Annotated in this window: 22 protein-coding genes; 16 read left to right on the top strand and 6 right to left on the bottom strand. The window is 73.0% G+C overall.

Annotated features, from left to right (window positions below; all coding sequences use genetic code 11):
- Window positions 1–73: 73 nt before the first annotated feature.
- The 4 genes from deoC (at window position 74) to U8525_RS30750 (ending at window position 3,815) form a co-directional block, all read left to right on the top strand.
- The gene (gene deoC, locus U8525_RS30765) at window positions 74–934 is read left to right on the top strand and encodes a deoxyribose-phosphate aldolase (protein ID WP_374270274.1); all 861 of its coding nucleotides are present in this window, start codon (window positions 74–76) and stop codon (window positions 932–934) included.
- Between the two features lie 17 nt (window positions 935–951).
- Complete coding sequence (locus U8525_RS30760) at window positions 952–1,347, top strand: TraR/DksA family transcriptional regulator (protein WP_374270273.1); 396 nt, start codon at window positions 952–954, stop codon at window positions 1,345–1,347.
- 33 nt (window positions 1,348–1,380) lie between these two features.
- A complete protein-coding gene (locus tag U8525_RS30755; RefSeq protein ID WP_374270272.1) occupies window positions 1,381–3,108 on the top strand; it encodes a phospho-sugar mutase in 1,728 nt (575 codons plus the stop codon).
- Window positions 3,109–3,176: 68 nt separating this feature from the next.
- Complete coding sequence (locus U8525_RS30750; RefSeq protein WP_374270271.1) at window positions 3,177–3,815, top strand: hypothetical protein; 639 nt, start codon at window positions 3,177–3,179, stop codon at window positions 3,813–3,815.
- Window positions 3,816–3,870: 55 nt separating this feature from the next.
- Here the strand turns inward: U8525_RS30750 and U8525_RS30745 are convergent, their stop codons facing one another.
- The 5 genes from U8525_RS30745 to U8525_RS30725 all read right to left on the bottom strand — a co-directional run bounded on the left by U8525_RS30745 (window position 3,871) and on the right by U8525_RS30725 (window position 10,372).
- Window positions 3,871–5,043, bottom strand: a complete 1,173-nt coding sequence (locus tag U8525_RS30745) for a sensor histidine kinase (RefSeq protein WP_374270270.1) — start codon at window positions 5,041–5,043, stop codon at window positions 3,871–3,873.
- Between the two features lie 357 nt (window positions 5,044–5,400).
- The gene (locus U8525_RS30740; RefSeq protein WP_374270269.1) at window positions 5,401–6,330 is read right to left on the bottom strand and encodes an ABC transporter permease; all 930 of its coding nucleotides are present in this window, start codon (window positions 6,328–6,330) and stop codon (window positions 5,401–5,403) included.
- A complete protein-coding gene (locus U8525_RS30735) occupies window positions 6,323–7,456 on the bottom strand; it encodes an ABC transporter permease (protein ID WP_374270268.1) in 1,134 nt (377 codons plus the stop codon). Before U8525_RS30735 ends, U8525_RS30740 begins: the two co-directional genes overlap by 8 nt.
- Complete coding sequence (locus tag U8525_RS30730; RefSeq protein WP_374270267.1) at window positions 7,449–9,140, bottom strand: ABC transporter ATP-binding protein; 1,692 nt, start codon at window positions 9,138–9,140, stop codon at window positions 7,449–7,451. The genes U8525_RS30735 and U8525_RS30730 overlap by 8 nt, the downstream gene beginning before the upstream one ends.
- Before the next feature lie 38 nt (window positions 9,141–9,178).
- Window positions 9,179–10,372, bottom strand: a complete 1,194-nt coding sequence (locus U8525_RS30725) for a BMP family protein (RefSeq protein ID WP_374270294.1) — start codon at window positions 10,370–10,372, stop codon at window positions 9,179–9,181.
- Between the two features lie 94 nt (window positions 10,373–10,466).
- Here U8525_RS30725 and U8525_RS30720 point away from each other — a divergent pair, with 94 nt between their 5' ends.
- From U8525_RS30720 to U8525_RS30700, 5 genes are all read left to right on the top strand, one after another.
- A complete protein-coding gene (locus U8525_RS30720; protein WP_374270266.1) occupies window positions 10,467–11,771 on the top strand; it encodes a thymidine phosphorylase in 1,305 nt (434 codons plus the stop codon).
- Between the two features lie 13 nt (window positions 11,772–11,784).
- On the top strand, window positions 11,785–12,945 hold the full coding sequence (gene moeB, locus U8525_RS30715) for a molybdopterin-synthase adenylyltransferase MoeB (RefSeq protein ID WP_374270265.1): 1,161 nt from the start codon (window positions 11,785–11,787) through the stop codon (window positions 12,943–12,945).
- Between the two features lie 135 nt (window positions 12,946–13,080).
- Entirely contained in the window at window positions 13,081–13,449 is a 369-nt protein-coding gene (locus U8525_RS30710; protein ID WP_374270264.1) for a PilZ domain-containing protein, read from the top strand.
- Window positions 13,450–13,505: 56 nt separating this feature from the next.
- Window positions 13,506–13,910, top strand: coding sequence for a cytidine deaminase (locus U8525_RS30705; protein WP_374270263.1), 405 nt, complete (start codon window positions 13,506–13,508; stop codon window positions 13,908–13,910).
- A gap of 11 nt (window positions 13,911–13,921) precedes the next feature.
- Window positions 13,922–15,259 carry a 5'-deoxyadenosine deaminase gene (locus tag U8525_RS30700; protein ID WP_374270262.1) on the top strand — a complete coding sequence of 446 codons (1,338 nt, stop codon included), beginning with the start codon at window positions 13,922–13,924 and terminating at the stop codon, window positions 15,257–15,259.
- On the opposite strand, the gene U8525_RS30695 is transcribed toward U8525_RS30700, so the two are convergent.
- Window positions 15,256–16,668, bottom strand: a complete 1,413-nt coding sequence (locus tag U8525_RS30695) for a sensor histidine kinase (RefSeq protein ID WP_374270261.1) — start codon at window positions 16,666–16,668, stop codon at window positions 15,256–15,258. The genes U8525_RS30700 and U8525_RS30695 overlap by 4 nt on opposite strands.
- A gap of 287 nt (window positions 16,669–16,955) precedes the next feature.
- On the opposite strand from U8525_RS30695, the gene U8525_RS30690 reads away from it, so the two are divergent.
- The 7 genes from U8525_RS30690 (at window position 16,956) to U8525_RS30660 (ending at window position 24,275) form a co-directional block, all read left to right on the top strand.
- A complete protein-coding gene (locus tag U8525_RS30690; RefSeq protein ID WP_374270260.1) occupies window positions 16,956–17,693 on the top strand; it encodes a PspA/IM30 family protein in 738 nt (245 codons plus the stop codon).
- A 33-nt stretch (window positions 17,694–17,726) separates the two neighbouring features.
- Window positions 17,727–18,914, top strand: coding sequence for an ABC transporter substrate-binding protein (locus tag U8525_RS30685; RefSeq protein ID WP_374270258.1), 1,188 nt, complete (start codon window positions 17,727–17,729; stop codon window positions 18,912–18,914).
- Between the two features lie 32 nt (window positions 18,915–18,946).
- Window positions 18,947–19,753 (top strand): hypothetical protein, encoded by an 807-nt coding sequence (locus U8525_RS30680; RefSeq protein WP_374270257.1) that lies wholly within the window; start codon window positions 18,947–18,949, stop codon window positions 19,751–19,753.
- A gap of 121 nt (window positions 19,754–19,874) precedes the next feature.
- Complete coding sequence (locus U8525_RS30675) at window positions 19,875–21,524, top strand: hypothetical protein (protein ID WP_374270256.1); 1,650 nt, start codon at window positions 19,875–19,877, stop codon at window positions 21,522–21,524.
- Complete coding sequence (locus U8525_RS30670; RefSeq protein WP_374270255.1) at window positions 21,521–22,225, top strand: ABC transporter ATP-binding protein; 705 nt, start codon at window positions 21,521–21,523, stop codon at window positions 22,223–22,225. Before U8525_RS30675 ends, U8525_RS30670 begins: the two co-directional genes overlap by 4 nt.
- A complete protein-coding gene (locus U8525_RS30665) occupies window positions 22,222–23,508 on the top strand; it encodes an ABC transporter permease (RefSeq protein ID WP_374270254.1) in 1,287 nt (428 codons plus the stop codon). Before U8525_RS30670 ends, U8525_RS30665 begins: the two co-directional genes overlap by 4 nt.
- Complete coding sequence (locus U8525_RS30660; protein ID WP_374270253.1) at window positions 23,505–24,275, top strand: hypothetical protein; 771 nt, start codon at window positions 23,505–23,507, stop codon at window positions 24,273–24,275. Before U8525_RS30665 ends, U8525_RS30660 begins: the two co-directional genes overlap by 4 nt.
- Window positions 24,276–24,301: the final 26 nt, after the last annotated feature.

The raw sequence follows: 24,301 nt of genomic DNA, 5'->3' as shown, positions 1-24,301 counted from the left end.
CATGCGTCGCCGGGGGGCTCCTCCCTCCCGCGAGCGCTTCCCCGAGCGCCGGGAGTGGGCTAAGGGGCCCGGCATGCCGTCCGACGCCGAAGCCTTCTTCACCGTCCTCGAAGAGCTGGTCGACCAGGCCCGCCACCGTCTGCACGCCTGGAGGGGCCAGCAGGAGGCGGCGCCGCCCGCGCCCGCCGCCATTCCGAACCCGGAAGCCCCGCGCCCGCCCGGCGTGAGGGTCGCGACCGCGCGCGTGGACCCGGCCACGCTCGTCAAGGCCGCGGACCTGGCCCCGTACATCGACCACACGCTGCTCAAGCCCGAAGCGCGCGCCGAGGACATCGTGCGCGTGGCCGAGGAGGCCCGTCAGTACGGCTTCGCCACCGTGTGCGTGAACAGCTGCCACGTGGCCACCGCGGCGCGCGTGCTGGCCGGGGCGACGGCCGTGCCCATCGCCGTGGTGGGCTTCCCACTGGGCGCCGCGCTGTCGTCCGCGAAGGCCTTCGAGGCGCGCGAGGCCATCCGCGCGGGGGCCCGTGAAATCGACATGGTGCTCAACCTGGGCGCGCTCAAGGCGCACGACTACCAGCGCGTGCACGAGGACATCGCGGCGGTGGTGGAGGCCAGCCGCCCGGTGCCCGTGAAGGTCATCCTGGAGACGGGCCACCTCACGGACGAGGAGAAGGTCGTCGCGTGCGCGCTGTCCAAGGCCGCGGGCGCCGCGTTCGTGAAGACGTCCACCGGCTTCGGGCCCGGCGGCGCCACGGTGAAGGACATCGAGCTGATGCGCGCGGTGGTGGGCGACGATGTGGGCGTGAAGGCCTCTGGCGGCGTGCGCTCCGCGGAGGACGCGGTGAAGCTCATCCGGGCCGGCGCCAACCGCCTGGGCGCCTCCGCGTCCGTGGCCATCGTCACCGGGCAAGTCTCCACCGCGCAGTACTGACGAAGGGTGCGCGCACCGTGACCCCGAAGCAGCGAGAGGACTTCCTCCAGCAACTGCTGGCGCTCCACGCGGAGCTGACCGGCAAGGCGCCCATGCGCATCGAGCCCAACCGCACCGACGAGGCGCGCGTGGGCGGCGACGAGGACGAGCAGCCCCTCAACGAGATGATGCAGACCATCGCGTCCAGCCGGAACCGCAACACCGACGGCACGCTGGCGCACGTGGTGAAGGCCCTGGGCAAGCTGCGCGAGGACCCGGACTCCTTCGGCGAGTGCGAGGAGTGCGGCGAAGCGATCCCCCTGGGGCGCCTCAAGGCCATGCCCTACGCGGAGTTCTGCGTCGCGTGCCAGGACAACAAGGACGGCCCCAAGGGGCCGGTGCGCCGCAAGCACCTCACCGACTACAAGAGCTGACCCACCCTTTCTTCAACGACGAGGCGACGCGCGATGGACACCACCGGACTCAGGGAGCGGGCGGAGGCCTGGCGCAAGGCGGATCCGGATCCGGAGACGCAGGCGGAGCTGGCCCAGGTGCTCGAGAAGGCGGACTGGGCGGACCTGGCGGATCGCTTCGCGCAGGACCTGGAGTTCGGCACCGCGGGCCTGCGCGGCGTGCTGGGCGCCGGCCCCAACCGCATGAACCGCGCCGTCGTGCGGCGCACCACCGCGGGCCTGGCGCGCTACCTCAAGGCCACCGTGCCGGACGTCACCACGCGCGGCGTGGTGGTGGGCCGCGACGCGCGCCGCCTGAGCCTGGAGCTGGCGGAGGACACCGCCGCCGTGCTCGTCGCGGAGGGCATCCCCGCGCACGTCTTCCCGGAGCCGGTGCCCACGCCCGTCACCGCGTTCGCGGTCCTGCACCTCAACGCCGCCGCCGCGGTGATGGTGACCGCCAGCCACAACCCGCCCGAGTACAACGGCTACAAGGTCTACTGGGGCAACGGCGCGCAGATCGTCCCGCCGCAGGACGTGGGCATCGCGGACGCCATCGCGAAGGTGGAGCCCGCCAACGCCGTGCCGCTGCTCACGCCCGCGCAGGGGCGCGCGAAGGGGCTGTGGCGCGACCTGCCGGCGGACGTGGGCCACGCGTACCTGCGCGCCATCCTGGACCTGCGCCTGTACCGCAAGGGCAGTGACACGCTGTCCATCGTCTACACCGCCATGCACGGCGTGGGCGGCGCGTGGGCGACGCTCGCGCTCAAGGAGGCGGGCTTCCCGCGCGTGACGCCCGTGGCCGAGCAGCAGCAGCCCGACGGCCGCTTCCCCACCGTGCGCTTCCCCAACCCGGAGGAGCCGGGCGCCATGGACCTGTCCATCGCCACCTCGGAGCGCGTGAAGGCGGACCTGGTGCTCGCCAACGACCCGGACGCGGACCGGCTGGCGGTGATGGCGCGGGATGCGTCTGGAAGGCTGCGCCTGCTCACCGGCAACGAGGTGGGCGTGCTCCTGGGCCACTACGTCCTCACGCAGGGGACGAAGCGCGCGCGCCCGCACGTGGTCACCACCATCGTGTCCTCCACGCAGCTGGGGGAGATCGCGCGCGGGCTGGACGCCGCCTACGACGAGGTGCTCACCGGCTTCAAGTGGATCGCCAACCGCGCGCTGGAGCGCACGGCGAAGGAGGGCACGCAGTTCGTCTTCGGCTACGAGGAGGCGCTCGGCTACACCGTGGGCACCGCCACGCGCGACAAGGACGGCGTGGGCGCGGCCCTGGTGGTCGCGGACATGGCCGCGTGGTGCGAGGCGCGCGGCACCACCGTGCTGGGCTACCTGGAGGAGCTCCAGCGCCGCTTCGGCCTGCACGTGGGCGCCCAGCGCAACGTGACGCTGCCCGGCGCGGCCGGCGCGCAGACCATCCGCGCCATCATGCAGGCCTTCCGCGCGTCGCCGCCCGCGAACATCGGCGGCACCCCGGTGACGGCCGTGCGCGACTACCAGCAGGGCGAGGGCGGCCTGCCCCCGTCCAACGTCGTCGCCTTCGTGCTGGAGGGCGGCGGCCGCGTCACCCTGCGCCCCTCCGGCACCGAGCCGAAGATCAAGTACTACTTCGAGCACAAGGAGGCGCTCGCCCCCGGCGAGCCGCTCCCCCAGGCCCGCCAGCGCGCGGAAGGAAGGCTGGCCGCCCTCATCGACGCCTTCCTGGCCCTGGCCCGCGAGCGCGGCCAGCCGGCCTGAGTCCCCCTTCAACCCTCACTCCCGGGTCGCGGCGCCTCGCGCCGCGGTCCTTCGCAGAAAGGAACCTCGTGAAGCGCTTCATTCCTGGTTTCCTCCTGGCTGTGCTCCTGGCCCTCCCCGGCACCGCGATGGCGCGCGGCCAGGGCTGGTCCCTGCTGGCGGCGGACACCGTCGGCTCGGGGCGCAACCTGTTCAGCGCGCAGATTGGTTTCCCGGGCCTGTCGCTGGGCCTGCTGCACGGCGGCTCGGACAACGTGGATGTCGGCGGCAAGTTCAGCTTCAACTGGGGCCGCGAGGGCCTGGTGGACGCGTCCGACGCGGGCCTCAAGCTCCAGGGCTGGCTGCGGGTGATGATCGCCAGGGCGGACAAGGTGTCCTTCGCCGTCACCTTCCAGCCGGGGCCGTTCATCTACTTCCCCCGGGGGAACACGCTCTTCGGCATGGCGCTGCCGGTGGCGTTCGTGGTGGGCATCCCCGTGGGCAGCGCGCTGATGATCAACGCCGGCATCGACGTGCCGTTCAACGTCTACATCGGCGAGGGCATCGGGCCGGTCATCCCCATCCTCTTCGGAGGCGGCCTCGAGTACTTCGTGAACAACAACCTCAACGTGAACTTCAACCTGCGGCTGGGGCCCTCCATCGTCCCGCGCTTCGACGACAGCTACTTCACGATGGAGGCGCTGGCGGGCGTGGCCTACCGCTTCTAGCCGGCGCCGCGCGGGCGGGGAGGCGTTCCCCCCGCCCGTGCCCCGGCGGGAGCGCCTACCAGGACGACGTCTGCTCGGGCAGCTCCACCGTGAAGGTGCTGCCCAGGTTGACGCGGCTCTTCACGGTGAGCTTGCCGCCCATGCTCTCCACCAGGGTGCGCGCCACCGTGAGGCCCAGGCCCACGCTCTTCTCCGGGGCCTTGGTCGTGTAGTACGGGGAGAAGATGGCCTGCTGCTCGTCCTCGAAGATGCCGATGCCGGTGTCCTTCACGAAGAGCAGCGGGCCGAACTCGCCGAACATGTCCGGCATCTCCACGCCCACCTGCACCACGCGCGGCCGGTCCTTCACGTCCTCCACCGCGTCCACCGCGTTGCAGACGAGCTCCGTCACCACCTGCTCCAGCTGACGGCGGTTGAAGACGACGGCGATGGGGTCCTCCGGCAGCACCACGCGCACGTCCGCGCGGCCCAGGCGCCCGGCGTCGCGCAGGCGCGACACCACCACCGGCACCACCTCCCGCAGGTCGAAGCGCTGGATGTCCTTGGGGCTGGAGGGGCCCAGGGACAGGAGGTGCTGGCCGTGCAGGCGCATCTGCTCACCGGCCACGCCCAGCTTGAGCAGCTCCTCCGTGTCCGGCGGCAGGCCCAGCGCGGCGCGGGCGCGCACGTGCTCCAGCGCCCGCTGGAGGCCCACGCCCAGCTGGTCCATCTGCGTGGCCAGGTCCGCGGCGAGCGTGCCCACGCGGGCCAGCCGCTCCATGCGCACCCAGCGCGTGCGCGGGTCCTGGAGCACTTCCTGGATGCCGCCCTGCTCGTGGTGCGCCTTGAGCTCCAGCAGCGTATGGACGCGCACCTTCAGCTCCAGCGGGTCCAGGGGTTCGGTGGTCAGCAAGTCGTCCACACCTGCCTCCATCACCTCGCGGCGCGTCTGGCGGTCCGCGGAAGGCGTGAGCATGAGGATGGGGAACTGCGGCGGGGAGAGCTCCTCGCGAAGGCGCCGGTACGCGGCCAGGCCCACCGTGCGGGCCCGCTCCACGTCCAGCAGCACCAGGTCCGCGGAGTGGCGCGACACCGCCTCCAGCGCGGCCGTCGTCCCGCGCGCGGGCAGCACGTCGTAGCCCGCCGGCGTCAGGATGGAGCGCACCCGCTCCACGCCGCCGGACTCCATGTCGACCGCGATGACCCGCGGGCGCTGGGGTGACGTCGAGCCTGTTGTCGTCGTCTGCATGTCACGCCACCCCGGCCTGGAAGCCGGGCCCGTCAACGCCCGGGGGCGTTGCCCGAAGCCCGGGGGATTGCGTCCCGGAGCCGGCCAGGTCTGGGTGCCGCGCCTGCCCGTCGTCCGATGCGCAATCCGACATGTCACACTCACATGCCAGCGGCATGCCGAGCGTCCACCCAACGGCAGATCAGCCCACACTGGAAAGACCCGGAAATCTGATCCAGTAAGGTCAGGGGGTTGGCGGCTCGCCGCGCGATGACCTGACGCATCAGGGAAGGTCGGCGCTTCAGATTCACCAGGTCGAACCTGACCAAAAGTGGCTTCAGACCCGGGTCGTTTTGACCCCGACCCTTCTGGACGGGATTACCGGGATTCCTGCTCGTAGGGGGTGCCCAGGGCGGCCGGCGCGTGGCCGCGCTGGCCCTGGAGGGCGAGCACGAGGAGGGTCAACAGGTAGGGCAGGGCGAGCAGGAAGCCCTGGGGGACCAGGTCGAGGAGCCAGGGCGCGCTCGAGGCCAGCCCAATCCGCAGCGCGTTGCCGAAGGCGAAGAAGAGCGCGGCGGCGAAGGCGCCCAGCGGAGTCCACCGGCCGAAGACCATGGCGGCCAGGGCCATGAAGCCCAGGCCGGCGGGGGTGTGCTGCTCGAAGCGGTCCAGGACGGCGGTGGACAGCACCGCGCCGCCCAGGCCCGCCATCAGCCCGCCGCCCAGCACCGCGCCCCAGCGCAGGGCGGGGACGGACAGGCCCAGCGTGGCCACCGCGTGCGGCTTGTCGCCCACGGCGCGCAGGCGCAGGCCCAGCGGCGTGCGCGACAGCAGCAGGTGGAAGAGGAAGGGCAGGGTGAGCGCCAGGTACGTGGGCGCGGCGTGGCCGGACAGCGCGCCCAGGAGCGGGACGTGGGACAGGCCCGGGAGGTTCCAGCGCGACAGCTGGGTGATGGCGGGCGTGCCGTTGGGGCCGTAGAGGGACTCCAGGAGGAAGGTGCCCCCGGCCATGGCCACCAGGTTGAGGGCCATGCCGGAGACGACCTGGTCCGACCGCCAGCGGATGCTGAGGAAGCCGTGCACCGCGGCGAGCCCCGCGCCCGCGGCCATGCCCACGAGCACCGCGAGGGGCGTGGGCAGCACGATCGCCGCCACGGCGGCGCAGAAGGCGCCGGTGCGCATCATGCCCTCCACGCCCACGCTCACCACGCCGGCGCGCTCGGAGAGCATGGCGCCCAGCGCGGCGAAGACCAGGGCGGGGGCCGCGTCCAGGGTGGAGAAGAGGAGCGAGTGGAGCACCTCAAGCACGGGGCACCTCGACGCCGGCCTGGGGCTGGCCCCGCGCCAGGGCGCGCCGCTGGCGCCGCTCCAGCAGCGCGAGCCACACCATGCGCCCGGCGACGAAGAGCAGCGCGAAGCCCTGGATGAGCTCCGGGAAGCTCTTGTGCACGCCCAGCAGCTGCATGCGCGTGCCGCCCGCGCGCAGGATGCCGAAGACGGCCGCGGCCAGCGCCGCGCCCAGCGGGTGGTTGTTGCCGATGAGCGCGATGGCGATGCCGTCGAAGCCGTAGGGGGCGCCCAGCGAGCCGGGGTAGCGGCCCTCCGTGCCCAGCACCAGCACCGCGCCCGCCAGGCCCGCCAGCGCGCCCGCGAGCGCCATGGCCCCGCCCGCGCGCCTCAGCGTGGGGATGCCCGCGGCCCGGGCCGCCTCCGGGGTGAGGCCCACGGCGCGCGTCTCGTAGCCGGAGCGCGTGCGGGTCAGCCACACCCAGACGCCCAGCGCCGCCGCGAGCGCCAGCGGGAAGCCCAGGTTGAGGCGCGAGCTGTCGCCCAGCAGCCGGGGCAGCTGCGCGGTGGGGAGGATCTCGGCGGTGCCGGTGATGGACGACGCGCCCTCCGCCACGGCGCGCAGCGGGCCGATGACGAGCCAGTTGTCCACCAGGCTCACCGCCACCCAGTTGAGCATGATGGTGGAGATGACCTCGTGCACGCCGCGCTTGAGCTTCAGCACGCCGGCGATGCCCGACCAGGCTGCGCCCGCCAGCGCCGCCGCGGCGAGGGCCAGCGGGACGTGCAGCAGGCCCGGCAGCGACACGTGCGCGCCCACGAGCGCCGCGGCGAGGGCGCCCCAGATCATCTGCCCCTGCGCGCCGATGTTGAACAGGCCCACCTTGAAGGCCACCGCGACGGACAGGCCGGTGAGGGTGAGCAGCGCGGCCTTCATCGCGGCCTCGCCCAGGGGGCGCAGCACGGCGGTGTCGCTGCCGCCGTCCAGGAACGCGGGCCAGTTGCCCACGCCGCCCCAGAGCATCTGGAGGTAGGCGCGCGTGGCGGTGTCCAGGTCGCGCGTGAAGGCGATCGCCAGCCAGCACACCCCGAGCGCCAGCAGCACGGAGAGCACCGAGGGCAGCATCTGCCGCGTCCGCTCACCCATGGCCCGCCTCCGCGCCCAGCATGCGGCGGCCCAGCTCGCGCTCGTCCAGGTCCTTGCGCGGGAAGTGTCCCGTCACGCGGCCTTCGTAGAGGACGTAGACGCGGTCGGACAGGGCCAGCACCTCCTCCAGGTCCAGCGACACCATCACCACTCCCGCGCCCCGGGCCTTCGCCTCCCGGAGGCGCTCATGCACCTGCGCCACCGCGCCGATGTCCAGCCCGCGCGTGGGCTGCACGACGACGAGCAGCTTCGGAGCCGCGTCCAGCTCGCGCGCCACCACGACCTTCTGCTGGTTGCCGCCGGACAGCGCCTGGAGCGCCACCGCCGGGTCGTCCGGGCGCACGTCGTAGCGGGACAGCAGCTGGTTCGTGCGCTCGCGGCGGCCCTGGAAGTCCACCCATGGCCCGCGCGCGAACGGCGGCTGGCGGTGCCGGCCCAGGGCCACGTTCTCCTCCACCGTCATCGCCTTCACCACCGCGCGGGCCAGGCGGTCCTCGGGGACGTGGCCCACGCCGCGCGCCTTCGCCAGCGCCGGGGTGAGCCCCGCCAGCGGACCGCCGAGCAGCGTGCCCTCGCCGCCGTCCAGCTGGCGCAGGCCCGTGAGCACCTCCGCCAGCTCGCGCTGCCCGTTGCCGTCGACCCCGGCGATGCCGACGATCTCCCCCGCGTGCACGGTGAGGCTCACGCCCTGGAGCGCCGGGCGGCCGTTGTCGCCCGTGGCCCGCAGGTCCTTCGCCTCCAGCACGACCGGGCCCGTCGCCGCGGCCCGGGCCTCCAGCGCGACCGGGCCCGCCGTCACGTCGAGCACCGCGAGGCTGGCCGGGCCCGGCCCGGGCTGCTTCGCGGCGAGGTCCGCGGCGGCGGCCGTGCCGGCGCGGACGTCGGGGCCAGTGGGCGCGGAAGGCCGCGCGTCCGTGGTGCCGGTGAGCGCGGAAGGCCGCGCGTCCGTGGTGCCGGTGCTCGCGACGACGGCAGTCGACGCCACGGGCACGCCGGTCATCGCGGCGCCGCGCGAGCCTTCCCCCACCATCAGCGCCGCGAGCGCGGAGACGGTGGTCTCGCTGGCGCGCACCTCCGCCACGGTCCGGCCCCGGCGCATCACCGCCACGCGGTCCGCCACGCCCAGCACCTCCTTGAGCTTGTGGCTGATCAGCACCACCGTGCGCCCCTGCGCCACCAGCCCGCGCATCACCTGCGACAGCTCGTCGGACTCCTGCGGCGTGAGCACGGCGGTGGGCTCGTCCAGGATGAGCACCTGCGCGCCCCGGTGCAGCGCCTTGACGATCTCGACCTTCTGCTGGGAGCCCACCGTGAGCGTGTCCACGCGGGCCCGCGGATCCAACTGGAAGCCGAAGCGCTTCGCCGTGGCCGCCACCTCGTCACAGGCCCGGTCCAGGTCCAGGAGGCCGCGCTTCGTGGGCTCGCGGCCCAGCACCACGTTCTCCGCCACCGTCAGCGTGGGCACCAGCATGAAGTGCTGGTGCACCATGCCGATGCCCTTCGCGATGGCGTCGCGCGGGCTCTTGAAGCGCACCGGCTTGCCGTCCATCAGGAACGTGCCCGCGTCCGGGTGGTAGAGCCCGTAGAGCACGTTCATCAGGCTGGACTTGCCCGCGCCGTTCTCGCCCACCACGGCGAGCAGCTCCCCCGGGACGATGTCCAGCGACGCGTCCTCCAGGGACACGCACGACCCGAAGCGCTTCGCGATGTGCTGGAGGGAGATCAGGGCCGCGCGACCTGGAAGGAGGTCAGCTCCGCCTGCGTGCCCGGCACGACGATCGTCCCGGCGAGGATCTGCTGCCGCAGCGCCTCCACCCGCTGGAGCGCCTCCGCCTTGCCCGGGAACTCCACGCGCACGTCGGCCATGCCCACGCCGTTCTCCTTGAGGCCCAGCACCTGCTCACCCGCCGTCAGCTTGCCGTCCACCAGGTCCTTCGTCGCCTGGTACACGGCCAGGTCGCTGTGCTTCACCATGGACGTGAGGATGGCGTCCGGCGCCAGGTGCGACTGATCCGAGTCCACCCCGATGGCGTACACCGTCTTGCCCGCCGCGCGCGCCTCCTTCACCGCCTGGATGACGCCCAGGCCGTCCGTGCCCGCCGCGTGGAAGATGACGTCCGCGCCCTTGGCGATGAGGTCCTGCGCCACCTCCTTGCCCGCGGACACGCTGTTGAAGCTGCCCGTGTAGACGCCCATCAGCGCGTCCGCCGCCTTCGCGTTCGTGGTGCGCACGCCCGCGCGGTAGCCCACGTCGAAGCGCTTGATGAGGGGCACCTCGATGCCGCCCACGAAGCCCACCTTGTTCGTCTTCGTGACCAGCCCCGCCAGCGCGCCCACCAGGAAGCTGCCCTCCTGCTCCTTGAAGAGCACCGTGCGCACGTTGGGCAGCGACTTCGGCTTGCCCTGCGCGTCCAGGAGCTGGCTGTCGATGAGCAGGAACTTCGCCTCCGGGTTCTCGGTCGCGACGTCGCGCACCGCGTTGGCCAGCAGGTAGCCGTTGCCGATGGTCAGCTTCGCGCCCTGCTCCACCAGCAGCTGGAGGTTGGGGGCGTAGTCCTCCTGCGCCTTGCTCTGGAGCACCAGCGGCTGGACTGGCAGCGGCTTCACTTCCGGTGCGAGCGCCACGAGGTCGGAGGAGATGGACTGACGCACTTCGCCAGCGGGGGCGTCCACGTACTTGCCGCCCTCGTACTGCTTGCCGGCGGCCCACAGCTCCAGGCCGCGCAGGGCCGCGTCGTTGAACGAGTGGTCCCCCCGGCCGCCCACGTCGATGACGAGCCCCACGACCACGGGCTTTCCCTCGGGGGGCTTCGCGGCGGTGGAGGTCTGGGCGGGGGCCTTGGGGGCGTCCTCGGACTTCTTGGAACAGGCGCACAGGAGCGCGGCCAGGGCAAGCACGTGGAGTCGGCGGAGCATCATGGGACCCCCTCTCTACCAGATGCCGCCGGGGCTTTGCCTTTCCTGCGAGGGGAGTGCATGGAGAGGGGACTTCCTGGTATGGCCTTGCCCCGTGCAACCCTACGAGCTCATCAAGGCCAAGCGCGACGGCGGCAGGCTGGACCCGTCCGACATCCAGGCGTTCATCCAGGCGTACACCGCCGGCACCGTGGCCGACTACCAGATGGCCGCCATGTGCATGGCCATCTTCTTCAAGGGGCTGGACTCCCGGGAGCTGGGGGCGTGGGCCCGCGCCATGCTCCACTCGGGGGAGGTCCTGGACCTCTCCGACACGCCGGCCATCAAGGTGGACAAGCACTCCACCGGCGGCGTGGGCGACAAGGTGTCCCTGAGCCTCGCGCCCCTGGCGGCGGCCTGCGGCGTGCCCGTGCCCATGATCTCCGGCCGCGGCCTGGGCCACACCGGCGGCACCCTGGACAAGCTGGAGTCCATCCCCGGCTTCCGCGTGGACCTGTCCACTGCGGACTACCGCCGGCTGGTGCGCGAGGTGGGGTGCTGCCTCATCGGCCAGACGGCCCAGGTGGCCCCGGCCGACAAGAAGCTCTACGCGCTGCGCGACGTGACGGCGACGGTGGACTGCATCCCGCTCATCGCGTCGTCCATCATGAGCAAGAAGCTGGCGGAGGGCATCGACGCGCTGGTGCTCGACGTGAAGGTGGGCAGCGGCGCCTTCATGAAGACGGCGGACGACGCGCGCGTGCTGGCCCGCACCATGATTGGCCTGGGCGCGGAGATGAACCGCAAGGTCGTGGCCCTGCTCACGGACATGGATCAGCCCCTGGGCCGCCAGGTGGGCAACGCCCTGGAGGTCCGCGAGGCCGTGGACATGCTCCGCGGCGAGGCGCCCGAGGACTACACGGAGATCACCTACGCGCTGACGGCGGAGATGCTGGTGCTGGGCAAGAAGGCCGCCACCGTGGAGGAGGCGCGCGAGAAGCTGCGCCGCTCCGTGGAGGACGGCAGCGCCATCCGGAAGCTCAAGGAGATCGTCCAGTCGCAGGGCGGCGACCCGCGCTCCATCGACGACTACTCGCTGCTGCCCACGGCGAAGGCCACCACCGACGTGGTGGCGCCGCGCGACGGCTTCGTCACCGGCATCCACACGGAGGGCGTGGGGCTGGCGGCGGTGGCGCTGGGCGCGGGCCGGCGGCGGGTGGACAGCAAGATCGACCCCGCCGTGGGCTTCACGCTGCTCAAGAAGGTGGGCGACGCGGTGAAGCAGGGCGAGCCCCTGGTGCAGGTGCACTACAACGACGCCGGGCCGGTGGAGGACGTGAAGGCGCGGCTGCTCGCGGCCTACCGGCTGGGCGACCGGGCACCCGCGGCCCGGCCGCTCGTGCTGGACCGCCTGGAGTAGTCAGGCACTCGCCATGGCCCCCACGTTCCGCGAGCTGCTGTCGGAGGTGAAGAAGGAGATCCGCGAGGTCTCCCACGAGCACGTCCGTCAGCTGCTCGACTCGGGCGCGAAGGTGAAGCTCGTCGACGTGCGCGAGGCCGACGAGTACGCCGGCGGCCGGCTCCCGGGCGCGGTGCACATCCCCCGGGGCTACCTGGAGCTGCGCATCGAGGAGCAGGCGGCCCGGGACGAGGAGCTGGTCCTCTACTGCGCGGGCGGCACCCGGTCCGCGCTCGCGGCCCGCACGCTGCGGCAGATGGGCTACACGCGCGTGTCGTCGCTCGCGGGCGGCTACAACCGCTGGAGCGACGCGGCCCTCCCGGTGGAGAGGCCCGTCGTCCTCTCCGCCGAGCAGAAGGAGCGCTACCGCCGCCACCTCATCCTCCCGGAGGTCGGGGAGGAGGGACAGGCGAAGCTCCTCAAATCGAGGGTGCTGCTCCTGGGCGCGGGCGGGCTGGGCTCTCCGGCGGCGCTGTACCTGGCCGCCGCCGGCGTGGGCACGCTGGGCGTGGTGGACGCGGACGTGGTGGACCTGAGCAACCTCCAGCGCCAGGTGCTGCACACGCTGGAGCGCCGGGGGCAGCCCAAGGTCCAGAGCGCGAAGGCCGCCATCGAGGCGCTCAACCCGGACGTGAGGGTGGTGCCCTTCCAGGAGCGGCTCACCACCGCCAACGTGGAGCGCATCCTCGCGGACTTCGACCTGGTGCTGGACGGCGGGGACAACTTCCCCACGCGCTACCTGCTCAACGACGCGTGCGTGCTGCTGGGCAAGCCCAACGTCCACGGCTCCGTGTTCCGCTTCGAGGGGCAGGTGACGACCTTCCTGCCCGGCCACGGCCCCTGCTACCGCTGCCTCTACCCCGCGCCGCCCCCGCCGGAGCTGGCGCCGTCGTGCGCGGAGGCGGGCGTGCTGGGCGTGCTGCCCGGGCTCATCGGGATGCTCCAGGCGACGGAGGCCCTGAAGCTCCTGCTCGGGGTGGGGGAGCCGCTCGTGGGGCGGCTCGTCACCTTCGACGCGCTGGGCACGCGCTTCCAGGAGCTCAAGCTGCGCCGCGACCCCGGGTGCCCGGTGTGCGCGCCAGGAGCGGAGGTGACGCTCATCGATTACGAGCAGTTCTGCTCCACGGGGGGCTGAGCCCCCACGGGATGCATTTTCAGGAGCAACGGGGCGGACGGCCCCGCGTATGATGCCGCCAGCCTGGACCCGGGGCGGCGGTGGAGCGCGACCCGGGTCGGATACGAGCGCGGCAGCGGCAGGGAGACGACGGCGATGTCCGAGCAGAACGAGAACCAGGACACCAGGACGGGGGAGGACCGGCGCGACTCGCCCCGCGTCCCCATGCGCCTGAGGGTCCGGCGGGAGGGGGCGGAGTCCTTCCTGGACCGCGCGGGGGACCTGTCCCTGGGCGGAGTGGGGTGGGTGGGGGAGGCCCTGGACGCGGGCCAGGCCGTGGAGGTGCGCTTCGTGCTGCCTCCGTCCCAGGAGGAGGTGCAGGTGCGCGGCGAGGTGCTGCCCCCCAGGGCCGGCATGCCGGGCCCGGTGGTGCGCGTGCGCTTCGTCGAGCTGCCGGTGGAGCTGGAGCTCGCCATCGCCCGGCACCTGGACGAGCAGAGCAAGGACACGTCCCGGGCCCGCTAGGGCGTTCCCGGACGGCCGGGCGCCGGCGGACGGCGCCCTTGTCGAAGGAGGGCGGCATGGCGGAGGAGATTCCCTGGGAGCGGCTGTTCGAGGAAGCCCAGCGGGTGCGTCTGCGCGCGCACGTGCCGTATTCGAAGTTCCCCGTGGGGGCCGCCGTGCTGTACGCGGACGGCGCCGTCGTGGCCGGCTGCAACGTGGAGAACGCCACCTATGGCCTCACCGTCTGCGCGGAGCGCAACGCGTTCGCCGCGGGCGTGGCCCAGGGCCGCGAGAAGCCGGTGGCCGTGGCCGTCGTCGTGGACACCCCGGAGCCCTGTCCCCCGTGCGGCATGTGCCGCCAGGTGATGGCGGAGTTCGCCGGGCCTGACCTTCCGGTGCGAAGCCGCACCCTCAACGGGCAGGAGGCGCGCTATTCGCTCAGCGAGTTGCTGCCCCACGCCTTCACCCGTTCCTTCCTCTAGGACCTCTTCCCTTGGACCTGCTTCTCACTGGCGCCACCGTCGTCACCATGAACCGCGACCGCGAGGTGCTGCCGCGCGCGGACGTGCTCGTGCAGGACGGGCGCATCGCGAAGGTGGGCCGCGGCCTGAAGGTGAAGGGCGCCCGCCGCGTCCTGGACCTCGCCGGGCAGGTGGTGATGCCCGGCCTCATCCACGGCCACCTGCACGCCTGCCAGACGCTGTTCCGCGGCCACGCGGACAAGCGGGAGCTGCTGGACTGGCTGAGGGAGCGCATCTGGCCCATGGAGGCGGCGCACGACGCGGCGTCCCTGCGCGCCAGCGCGGACCTCACCTTCGCGGAGCTCATCCGCTCCGGCTCCACGGCGGCGCTCGACATGGGCACCGTGCACCACTACGACGCCGTCTTCGAGTCCGCGCGCGACTGCGGCTACCGGCTCGTCGGCGGCAAGGCGATGATGGACTCCGGCGCGGAGGTGCCGTCCGGCCTGCGCGAGACGACGGCGGACTCGCTGACGGAGAGCCTGGCGCTGATGGAGCGCTGGCACGGCACCCACGACAACCGCCTGCGCTATGCCTTCGCGCCGCGCTTCGCCCTGTCCTGCACGCCGGAGCTCCTGCGCGAGGTGGGCCGGCTGTCGCGCGAGAAGGGCGTGCGCATCCACTCGCACGCCAGTGAGAACCGCACGGAGACGGACGTGGTCCGCCAGGTGACGGGCCAGGACAACATCGCCTTCTTCGACGGGCTGGGGCTCACCGGCCGCCACGTCACGCTGGCCCACTGCGTGTGGGTGGAGGGCGAGGAGCAGCGGCTGCTGCGCGAGTCCGGCACGGTGGTGTGCCACTGCCCGGGCTCCAACCTGAAGCTCGCGTCGGGCTACGCGCGCGTGCCGGAGCTGCTGAAGGACGGCATCCCCGTGGCGCTGGGGGCGGACGGCGCCCCGTGCAACAACACGCTGGATCTGTTCCACGAGATGCGGCTCGCGTCCGTGCTGCACAACCCGCGCGTGGGCCCGGTGGCGATGACGCCCATGCACGTCCTGGAGATGGCCACGCTGCACGGCGCGCGCGCCCTGGGCCTGGAGGACGAGGTGGGCTCCGTGGAGGTCGGCAAGCGCGCGGACCTCACCGTGGTGGACACGCGCGGCCTCCACTTCTGCCCGCTGCCCGAGGACGTCACGGGCCCGCTGGTGTACTCGGCGCGCTCCACGGACGTGTCGCACGTGCTCATCGACGGCAAGCTGGTGCTGCGCGAGGGCGAGCTGACCACGCTGGACGCGAACGCGGTGCTGGCCAACGCCCGCACGCAGGCCGCGAAGCTCTTCGCGCGCGCGAAGCTCCAGGCCTCCTAGCGGCGCTGCGCGGCCGGCGAGTCCGGGGCCGGCGACGTGGCCGGCTGCGCGCGCGGCAGGCGCAGCACGAAGGACGTGGCCCAGCCCTCCGCGTCCTCCACGCCCAGCCTGCCGCCGTGGGCCTCCGCCGCCAGCCGGGAGAAGTACAGCCCCAGGCCGTAGCCCCGGCGGCCCTCCTTCTCGCGGTGGCCCTGCACGTACTTGTCGAAGAGGGTCTCGCGCGCCTCCGGCGGGATGGTGATGCCGTCGTTGCGCACGGCCAGCCACTGCTCGCCCGCCGTCTCGCCGGCCTCCAGGCGCACGCGCCCGCCGGACGGGGCGTAGCGGAGCGCGTTGGTGGCCAGGTTCTCCACCACGCGGATGAGCAGGCCCGCGTCGCCCACCAGCTGGTAGCCCGGCGGGCAGGACAGCTCCAGCCGGATCTTCCGCAGCCGGGCCGCGCCGTCCAGCGAGCGGCGCACCTCGTCGAAGAGGGGCGCCACCGGGAAGGGCTGCTTGCGCGGGGACAGCCGGCCCTGCTCCAGGCGGGGCACGTCCAGCAGGTCGGAGATCATCCGGTCCAGGCGCGCGGTGACGGCCAGGCCCGTGCGCACGGACTCCACCATGGGCGTCCCGATGGGCAGCTCCTGCTCCATCCAGGACAGCGACAGCGTCACGGCGGACAGCGGCGAGCGCAGGTCATGCACCAGGAACTGCATCAGCTGCTCCTGGTGGGCCTGGAGCGCCTCCAGCTGGGCGTTGCGCGCGTGGGCCTCGGACAGCATGCGCTCGATGGTGCGGTGGGCGTCCTCCACCTCGGTGGTGCGGCGGGCCCCCAGCTGCCGCGAGACCTCCGCGTGCGACAGGTCCATGGCCAGCTGCCGCAGCCGCCCCGTGCCGTAGTGGCTCACCGCCGCCACCAGCACCAGCGTCACCGCCGCCACGGCCATGGCGCCCGGGCCCACGCCCGCCTGGGCCATGAGGACCGCCTGGGCCAGCGACGCCAGGCCCGCGGTGCCGTAGACGAGCCACGGCATCAGCTCCAGGCCGGAGAGCGCGACCACCAGCGCGAACAGCCCGAGGCTGAAGCCCGCCACCCCGGCGGGGAAGGGCGACATGGGCAGGGCCCACTGCTGGAGGCCGAACACCAGCCCCACGTCGACCAGGGACTGCACCACGCCCAGCTGCTTCGTCACCGGCTTGGAGCGCAGCGCGAACAGCAGCGCCACCACGCCGCCGTAGCAGAGCAGGAGCGGCGGGTAGTGGGCCCAGTCCCGGGCGCCCGTCAGCCACAGCCCCAGGCCGATGGCGAAGAACACGACCGTGCCTACCAGCCGCACCGCCGCCCCCGCGCCCAGGACGCGCCGGCGCTGGGCGGCCACCACCCGCGCGAGCTCGTCTTCAAAGGCAACGGGAGGGGTCGGGTCCATGCGACGCTCTGGTTTTCCCCGCTTCCTCTCCCCCCGGCAAGTTCATGGCCACAGCGTCTTTCGCGACCCCGGGCGGACGCCTAAAGGGGCCGGGAGCGGCGAACGGGGGCCGCCCGGGGGCCCCGGACCCGGCCGGACTGGCGGGCGGGCGGGCGGACCTCCGGGGGCAATCAGCCGTTCCGGGCGGGCGTAGTCACGATGACACGCGCCTCGCGGCCGGATGCTTGTGGGCGTCGGAGTTCGTGTAAGGTGGCTGGCATTACGCACAGGCGGAGGTGAGAGCCGACATGTGGCAGCGATTCAAGAGAGCGATGCGGAGCTTCGCGGGCTTCTTCGTCTCCTCCATCGAGGACCCGGAGCTGATCCTCGAGCAGAACATCCGCGACCTGAATGATCAGGTCCCCAAGATGAACGAGTCCATCGCCATGGTCCGGGCGAATGTGACGCTCCTGGAGAAGGAGAACCAGAAGTACCAGCAGGACGTGCGGGAGCTGACGGCCAAGGTGAAGGCCGCCATCCAGGCGGGCCGCGACGACCTGGCCGGCACCTACGCGACCAAGCTGCAGGCGGAGAAGGAGGCCCTCGCCCGCAACGAGCAGCAACTGGAGCTCGCCAAGCAGGCCTATGAGAAGGCGCTGAACGTCAAGAAGGCGTTCATGCGCGAGAAGGACAAGAAGACCCACGAGGCGATGAACGCCATCCGGGACGCGCGCCGCGCCAAGTGGCAGGCGAAGGTCGCCGACACGATGGAGTCCTTCACCGTGGCGGGCGTGGACTCCACGCACGACGAGATGCTGCGCAAGGTGCAGGAGAAGACGGCCATCAACGAGGCGCGCATGCAGATGGCGCTGGACACGGTGGACCACCAGGGCGCGCTCATCGAGGAAGAGGCCGAGAAGCTCCAGGCCAACGAGCTGGTCAAACAGATGAAGATGGAGATGGGCCTGCTGGACAGCCCCGCGCCGGTGTCGGACGTGGGGGCGGGTCCGGAAAAGACCATCGGCAAGAAGGTGGAGATCAAGTAGGTCTCCCCTCATGAAAGGGGCCGGCGCACACGGATGAAGCTGCACCGCGGACCCGGCCTCTTTCTCTTCCTCGCGCTCTGTGCCCTGGGCGCGGGGTACGTCTTCGCCTCCCGGGCGGGCTACCTCGACCGCTTGCAGGCGCGCTTCTTTCCCTCCACCCGTGAGGCGGTGCGGCTGTCCCCGGGCGACTTCCCGGCGGGCGTCGCGGCCCCGGTGGCGGACGTGGCGTCGGTGCCGCTGCGGCCCGTGCTCATCGGCTTCACCCCGCGCGGCTCCGCGTCCGCGCTGCTCGTCGCCACCGGCGGCGCCACCACCCTGGACAACCCCACCACGCCCCCCGGCGCCGCGCAGGGCCTGCTCAAGACGGCCTACGCGCTGGACGCCCGCGCGGTGCTCTTCGCGCGCGAGGAGGAGCTGAAGCAGGCCCTGTCCGTGGGCGCGGAGAACGGCGGCGTGGACATGGCGGCCCTGTCGGTGGACCGGCTGGCGTCCTGGGCGCCCACGCTGAGGGACGCGGCGCCGCGCACGGTGCTGCTCGTGGGGCGCAGCCGGGGCCAGGAGGCCATGGCGGCGGTGGGCGTGCCGGACCTGGCCAGCCTGCGCGGCAAGCGGGTGGGCGTGTATCCGGGCGGCTCGTCGCACTACTTCGCCCTGTGGGTGCTGGCGCGGGCGGGGCTGCGCACGTCGGACGTGCGCTGGGTGGACCTGCCCTCCACGCTGGACGCCGGCCGGGCCCTGCGGGAGGGGCGGGCGGACGTGGTGGTGGGGCTGTGGGGCGACGTGGAGCTGGCGGCGCGCGACCGGGGGGGCAAGGTGCTGGCCACCACGGCGGACGCCCCGCACCTGCTGGCCACGGTGCTGGTGGCCCGGGGCGACTTCGCGGCGCGCTACCCGGACGCGGTGCGGCGGGTGCTGCGGGGGCTCCTGGACGCGGGGCAGGGCGTGCTCAAGGCGCCGGCGACCGGCGCGCGGCTGCTGGGCGAGGTGGCGCCCTACCTGGGCGACCCCACGGAGGCCATCCGCAGCGCTCCGCCCGCGACACTGGCGGACAATCGGGCCTTCTTCGGACTTTCCGGCGAGGCGCCGGTTACCTATGACGAGCTCTTCCAGAGCGCCGCGGCGCTCTTCCAGAAGCTCAACCGGGGGACGGCGCCCCCGCCCGCGGAGGACACGCGGGACCTGGGCGCGCTGAAGTACGTCTCCGAGGCGCGGGGGCCCTGACAGCGGGCCGGAAGAGGGAAGGGGAGTCGGACGTGGCGAAGACACCGAACTACATCAAGGCCGCGTTCCTCCTGCCGGCCAACCTGGTGGGGCTGACGACGGCGGCCATGTCCAGCGCCGTGACGCAGGAGCCGCTGCCCATGATGGTGGCGCTGGGCGTGGAGGGCGTCTACCTGGCCGTCCTGTCGTCCATGAAGCGCTTCCAGCGCGCCGTGCGGGCGCAGCAGCCGGACAACCCGGAGGCCGCGCGCGCGGCGGTGGACGCGCTGCTCGCGGACCTGGCGCCCTCGCAGCGAGACCACTACCAGCAGCTGGTGGGGCTGAAGGAGAAGATCCTGGCCAACTACCGCAAGCTGCCCGGCGGGCGCGTGCTGGTGGCGGACAGCGAGCCCAAGCTGGACGCGCTGCTCACGTCCTTCCTGCGGCTCATCTCCGCGCTCAACCAGTACCGCACCTACCTCAACGGGTCCGACCGGGAGCACCTCGCCGCCGAGGTGGCGGCGCTGGAGGCGGAGGTCGCCGAGGAGGCCAACCCCCGCCTCAAGGACGTGAAGGGCAAGCGCGTGGAGATCCTGCGCAAGCGCCTGATGCGCTTCGAGCAGGCGGGCGAGAGCCGCGAGGTGGTGAGCCACCAGCTGGCCGGCATCGAGGACCTGCTGCGGCTGACGCACGAGCAGTCCATCGCCATCCGCGACCCGGAGAGCGTCAACCGGCAGCTGGACGTGCTGTCCGCGGAGACGGAGGCCACGGACGAGACGGTGCGCCAGATGGAGCGCTTCCTCGACTTCAGCGAGGAGATCTCCGCGCCCCTGCCGCACGGCGGCACCCGGGTGCGGTAGAGCAGGCGCGGGCCCGGACGGCGGGCACCTGTTCACCGTGGCACCTTGCCGCCGTGGCGGGGGGCGGGGACCGCGCACGAATAGATTGACTCTCCGCCGCAGGCATCCTGTCCTGACGCCCATGCTCCGCCGAGTTGGGTTCCTCCCGTTGCTCCTGCTCTTGGTCGTGTTCGCCGGCTGCTCGCGCTGCGGGAAGGAGGCGGCGGGGCCCGCGGATTCGCCCCGGGGCGTGTCGCGCTACCTGCCGCGCAGCGCGCAGGCGGCCGTCGTCATCGACGACCTGGGCACGCTGGGCGAGAAGCTCGCGCGCTTCCAGAACCTCAAGGTGGCCTCGTTCGTCGCGCAGCTCCAGAACTTCCCCTCCGCGGAGCGCTACGTGTCCGCGGTGATGCGGCAGGTGGGCGTGGACCTGCGCAGCAGGAAGGCGCTGGAGGACGCGGGCATCGACCCGAAGCGCGGCGCGGGCGCGGCCTTCCTCGGCGGCACGCAGGCGGTGTCCGTCCTGGGCGTGAAGGACGCGGACAAGCTGAAGGCGACCTTCGCCACCTTCGCCCGCACGCGCCTGGGCGCCTCGGAGGAGAAGGACGCGAAGGGGGACGCCGGACGGCTCGTCACCTTCCACCGCCCGGGCTCCGCGACGCCCCAGCTGGGCATGCTCTTCCTCGAGCACGACCTGGTGCTCCTGTCCGCGGGCGCGGCCGTGTCCCGCCTGTCGGAGCTGGCGGCGCTGCCGGAGGAGCAGTCGCTGGCGAAGGAGCCGGTGCTGGAGGCGTCCCTCAAGCGGCTCTCCGGCGACCGGGACTTCCACGTGTGGCTGCCGGGCGGCATGGGCCTCGTGCCCGCGGGCAGCGTGCAGGGCATCACCCTCACGGGCCACATCGAGGAGCGCGCGGTGACGCTGCGCGCGGACGCGCCGTGGCCGGACACGCAGGCGTCGCTCGCGGCGCTGGAGCCCAGGGGCGGTGAGGCGCTCGCGGGCTGGCTGCCGCAGGACAGCTTCCTCGTGGCGCGCTTCCGGGGCGACCCCGCGCAGTTGGACGGCGTGTGGCCGTACCTCGCCGGCGCGCAGGTGACGCGCGCGGTGCAGGAGGCGGGCTTCAACGTGAAGACGGAGGTGCTGGACAACCTCAAGCCGGGCCAGGTGCTCGCGCTGTCGCTGTCCCCCAACGTCAACCTGTCCTCGGGCATGCCGGACCTGGACCTGCGGCGCACCAACCCCTTCCGCTTCGTCAACCTGGTGGCGCTCGCGGAGGTGAAGGACGTGGCGAAGGGGCAGGCCACGCTGGACAAGGTGCCCGGCTTCGCGGGCGGCTTCGGCGCGAAGGTGGAGCCCGCGGACCTGAACGGCCAGAGGGCCTACCTCACGTCCTACCGCGCGGGGGAGGGCGCGCACTTCGCGCTGTCCAGGGATGGCAAGCTGGTGCTCGCGGCGCCCAGGGCGCGCCTGGAGTCCACCCTGGCCTCGCTCGCGCGGCCGGCGGGCGCGGGCCCCGTGTCCGAGGACCTGAAGGCGGTGGGCAGGGACGCCGCGCTGGTGGTGCTCCTGGACCTGCGCCGGCTGTCGGACGCGGTGAAGGCGCTGCCGTCCGCCGCGTGGGGCATCGGCGGCTTCGCCATCAAGGCCACCACGGTGCGCTGGCTGGACGCGACGGACGACCTGCGCGCCGTCACGCTCGCCCTGTCGCGCAAGGACAAGGCGCTCCAGGCGGAGGTCTCCCTGCGGCTGACGCCCGCTCCCGCCACCACCACGACCGCCCCGGCCACGCCTTGATCCACGCTCGCGATGTCGTGAAGGAGTACGAGGACGGCGAGGGCTCGCGCGTGCGCGTCCTCGACGGCGTCTCCCTGGACGTGGAGGCCGGGGACTTCGTCGCGGTGGTGGGCGCGTCCGGCAGCGGCAAGTCCACGCTGCTGCACCTGCTGGGCGGCCTGGACGTGCACTACCAGGGACAGGTGGAGGTGGGCGGCGTGAAGCTCACCGGCCTGGGCGACAAGGCGCTGGCGCGCTTTCGCAACACGCACGTGGGCTTCGTCTTCCAGTCCTTCCACCTCATCCCCAACCTGTCCGCGCTGGAGAACGTGCTCCTGCCGTCGCACTTCGGCCCGGCCACGTCGGACGGGCGCAAGCGCGCGAGCCAGCTGCTGGAGCGCGTGGGCCTGGGCGCCAAGCAGGACCGCGCGCCGGTGCGGCTGTCCGGCGGCGAGCGCCAGCGCGTGGCCATCGCCCGGGCCCTCTTCGGCGGCCCGAAGCTGCTGCTCTGCGACGAGCCCACCGGCAACCTGGACGCGGCCACGGGCGCGGGCGTCATCCAGCTCTTCCAGGAGCTGCACAAGGAAGGGCTCACGGTGCTGACCGTCACCCACGAGGAGCGCATGAGCGCGGTGGCGCGGCGGGTGCTGCGGCTCAAGGACGCGCGGCTGGTGGAGGAGTCCCCCGCGTCCCCCTCCCTGGCGTCGCGAGGTGCCCCGTGAGGTTCGACGCGTTGTCGCGACTGGTGAGGTTGTCCCTGGCGCGCGAGCGCCGGGGCGCGTTCTTCTCCGCCTTCGGCGTGGCCATGGGCGTGGGCGCGCTGGTGTTCTTCGTGGGCCTGGGGCTGGGCGTGGGGCGCGTCATCCGCGAGCGCATCTTCCCCACGGACTCGAAGCTGGTGGACGTGGTGCCCCCGGCGGTGTCGCTGGGCCTCCTGGGCGGCGGCAAGCTGGACGCGGCCGCGGTGGAGCGCCTGGCCGCGCTGCCCGGCGTGGAGACGACGTACCGGAAGATGAACGTCCGCGTGCCGGCGGTGACGCGCTACGACGGCACCTTCTTCGGCTCGCGCCTGCGCATGGGCATGGAGGTGCTCGCGGTGGGCGTGGACCCCGGCCTCGTCCAGAAGGACATCGGGCTGCCGGAGGCGAAGGACTTCAAGGACCCGGGAGAGGGCAAGGCCATCCCCGCGCTCATCTCCACGCGCCTGCTGGAGCTCTACAACAAGACGTTCGCGCCCGCGCGCAAGCTGCCGCAGCTGTCCGCGGAGATGCTCATCGGGTTCGGCTTCCCGGTGGAGTTCAACCGCTCCTACGTGGCGGCCACGTCCGGCGGGCCCAGCACCACGCAGCAGGCGCAGGTGGTGGGCGCGTCCGACCGGGCCATGTTCGCGGGCATCACCCTCCCGCTGGACACGGCGGTGCGCATCAACCGCGCCTCCGGCGCGGACGCGGACAGCTACACCGGCGTCACGCTGGTGGCGGCGGACCCCTCGCGCGTCCCGGAGCTGGTGGAGGCGGTGAGGGGGATGGGCTTCGAGATCGATGATCAGGAGCGCCGGCTGGCGGAGAACGCGGGCGCGGCGGTGGCGCTCACCACGTCCGCGCTGGCGCTGCTCTCCATCCTCATCTGCGTGCTCGCCGCGGTGAACATCGCCCACGCGATGTCCTCCTCCGTGCGCGCGCGGGCCCGGGAGATTGGCGTGATGCAGGCGGTGGGCGCCTCGCGCGCGGACGTGCGCGCCATCGTGCTGGCGGAGGCCGGCGTGGTGGGCGTGCTGGGCGGCGCGGCGGGCACGGCGGCGGCGCGGGTGCTGGCCTTCGCGGTGGACCGGCTCGCCGCGGGCTACCTGCCCAACTTCCCCTTCAAGCCGGAGAGCTTCTTCTCGTTCCCGGTCGCCGTGATCCTGGGCGGCGTGCTGCTGGGCCTCTTCGCCGCGCTCGCCGGGGCCTACTTCCCCAGCCGCCGCGCCGCCGCCACGGATCCGGCAAGGACGCTCGCGGGATGAACGGCCTCTCGCGCAAGACGCTCGTGACCAACGTGCTGTGCCTGGGCGCGCTCGGGTGGATCTACGGGGGGGACCTGTCGGACGCCCTGCGGGCCCGGACCGCGGAGGTCTCCGCGCTCCTGGCGCCGCCGTCCGCCGCGCGCGCCAGTGTTGTGCTGGGGCTCGCGGGGGTGGGGCTGGCCGTGTTCCTCGCCGGGCTCCTTCGCAAGAAGCCGGAGGGCTTCAAGGGCTACCGGCTCCTGCCCATCCTGCTCGTGGTGGCGCTCTTCGTGGACCTGGTGCTCGCGGAGGGCCGGACGCCCCTGGACTCGCCGGAGCTGGCCGCCGTGGCCCTGCAGCGCTTCCAGGCCGAGGCGCAGAAGCTGTCCACGGTGGAGGCCGTGCCCTCCCGGGCGCAGGCGCTCCAGCCGCTGGTGGACGCGCTGGGCGCGCCCCCCTACCTGGAGCGCGGCGCCCCGGTGCCGGCCTATGCGCTCCAGGTTCGCACGGAGTGCGAGGGCCCGGCCCGTGACGCCCCCGGCACCCGGCCGGGCACGCTGCTCTACTGCGTGGCGCGGGACGGCAAGCAGGCCTGGGTGACGCTGGTGGGGCTGCCCGCCGAGGTGCGCTTTGGTGCGCCCGCCGTGGTCTCCCGCCGGGGCGAGCCGCGCGTCGCCACGGTGCGCGTCCAGGAGCCCGCGGAGCCCGAGGAGCACGAGGGCGTGCCGGGCATCGAGCTGGAGATCCCCGTGGTGGACGGGGGCGCGGCTTCGGCTCCGTCGCCCTGAATCACGCGGAGCAGGGGCCGCCTGCC

The organism is Corallococcus sp. RDP092CA (assembly GCF_041903675.1).
Lineage (GTDB): Bacteria > Myxococcota > Myxococcia > Myxococcales > Myxococcaceae > Corallococcus.
The sequence above is the reverse complement of the archived record's forward strand: the minus strand, read 5'-3'. Positions and strand labels throughout refer to the sequence as shown.

Excerpts from the sequence above, each read along its gene's own strand:
- U8525_RS30690 (WP_374270260.1), top strand. The coding sequence starts at position 16,956 with ATGTGGCAGCGATTCAAGAGAGCGATGCGGAGCTTCGCGGGCTTCTTC.
- U8525_RS30745 (WP_374270270.1), bottom strand. The coding sequence starts at position 5,043 with ATGCAGACGACGACAACAGGCTCGACGTCACCCCAGCGCCCGCGGGTC.
- U8525_RS30675 (WP_374270256.1), top strand. The coding sequence starts at position 19,875 with ATGCTCCGCCGAGTTGGGTTCCTCCCGTTGCTCCTGCTCTTGGTCGTG.
- moeB (WP_374270265.1), top strand. The coding sequence starts at position 11,785 with ATGGCCCCCACGTTCCGCGAGCTGCTGTCGGAGGTGAAGAAGGAGATC.
- deoC (WP_374270274.1), top strand. The coding sequence starts at position 74 with ATGCCGTCCGACGCCGAAGCCTTCTTCACCGTCCTCGAAGAGCTGGTC.
- U8525_RS30660 (WP_374270253.1), top strand. The coding sequence starts at position 23,505 with ATGAACGGCCTCTCGCGCAAGACGCTCGTGACCAACGTGCTGTGCCTG.
- U8525_RS30685 (WP_374270258.1), top strand. The coding sequence starts at position 17,727 with ATGAAGCTGCACCGCGGACCCGGCCTCTTTCTCTTCCTCGCGCTCTGT.
- U8525_RS30725 (WP_374270294.1), bottom strand. The coding sequence starts at position 10,372 with ATGCTCCGCCGACTCCACGTGCTTGCCCTGGCCGCGCTCCTGTGCGCC.
- U8525_RS30735 (WP_374270268.1), bottom strand. The coding sequence starts at position 7,456 with ATGGGTGAGCGGACGCGGCAGATGCTGCCCTCGGTGCTCTCCGTGCTG.
- U8525_RS30710 (WP_374270264.1), top strand. The coding sequence starts at position 13,081 with ATGTCCGAGCAGAACGAGAACCAGGACACCAGGACGGGGGAGGACCGG.
- U8525_RS30755 (WP_374270272.1), top strand. The coding sequence starts at position 1,381 with ATGGACACCACCGGACTCAGGGAGCGGGCGGAGGCCTGGCGCAAGGCG.
- U8525_RS30695 (WP_374270261.1), bottom strand. The coding sequence starts at position 16,668 with ATGGACCCGACCCCTCCCGTTGCCTTTGAAGACGAGCTCGCGCGGGTG.
- U8525_RS30705 (WP_374270263.1), top strand. The coding sequence starts at position 13,506 with ATGGCGGAGGAGATTCCCTGGGAGCGGCTGTTCGAGGAAGCCCAGCGG.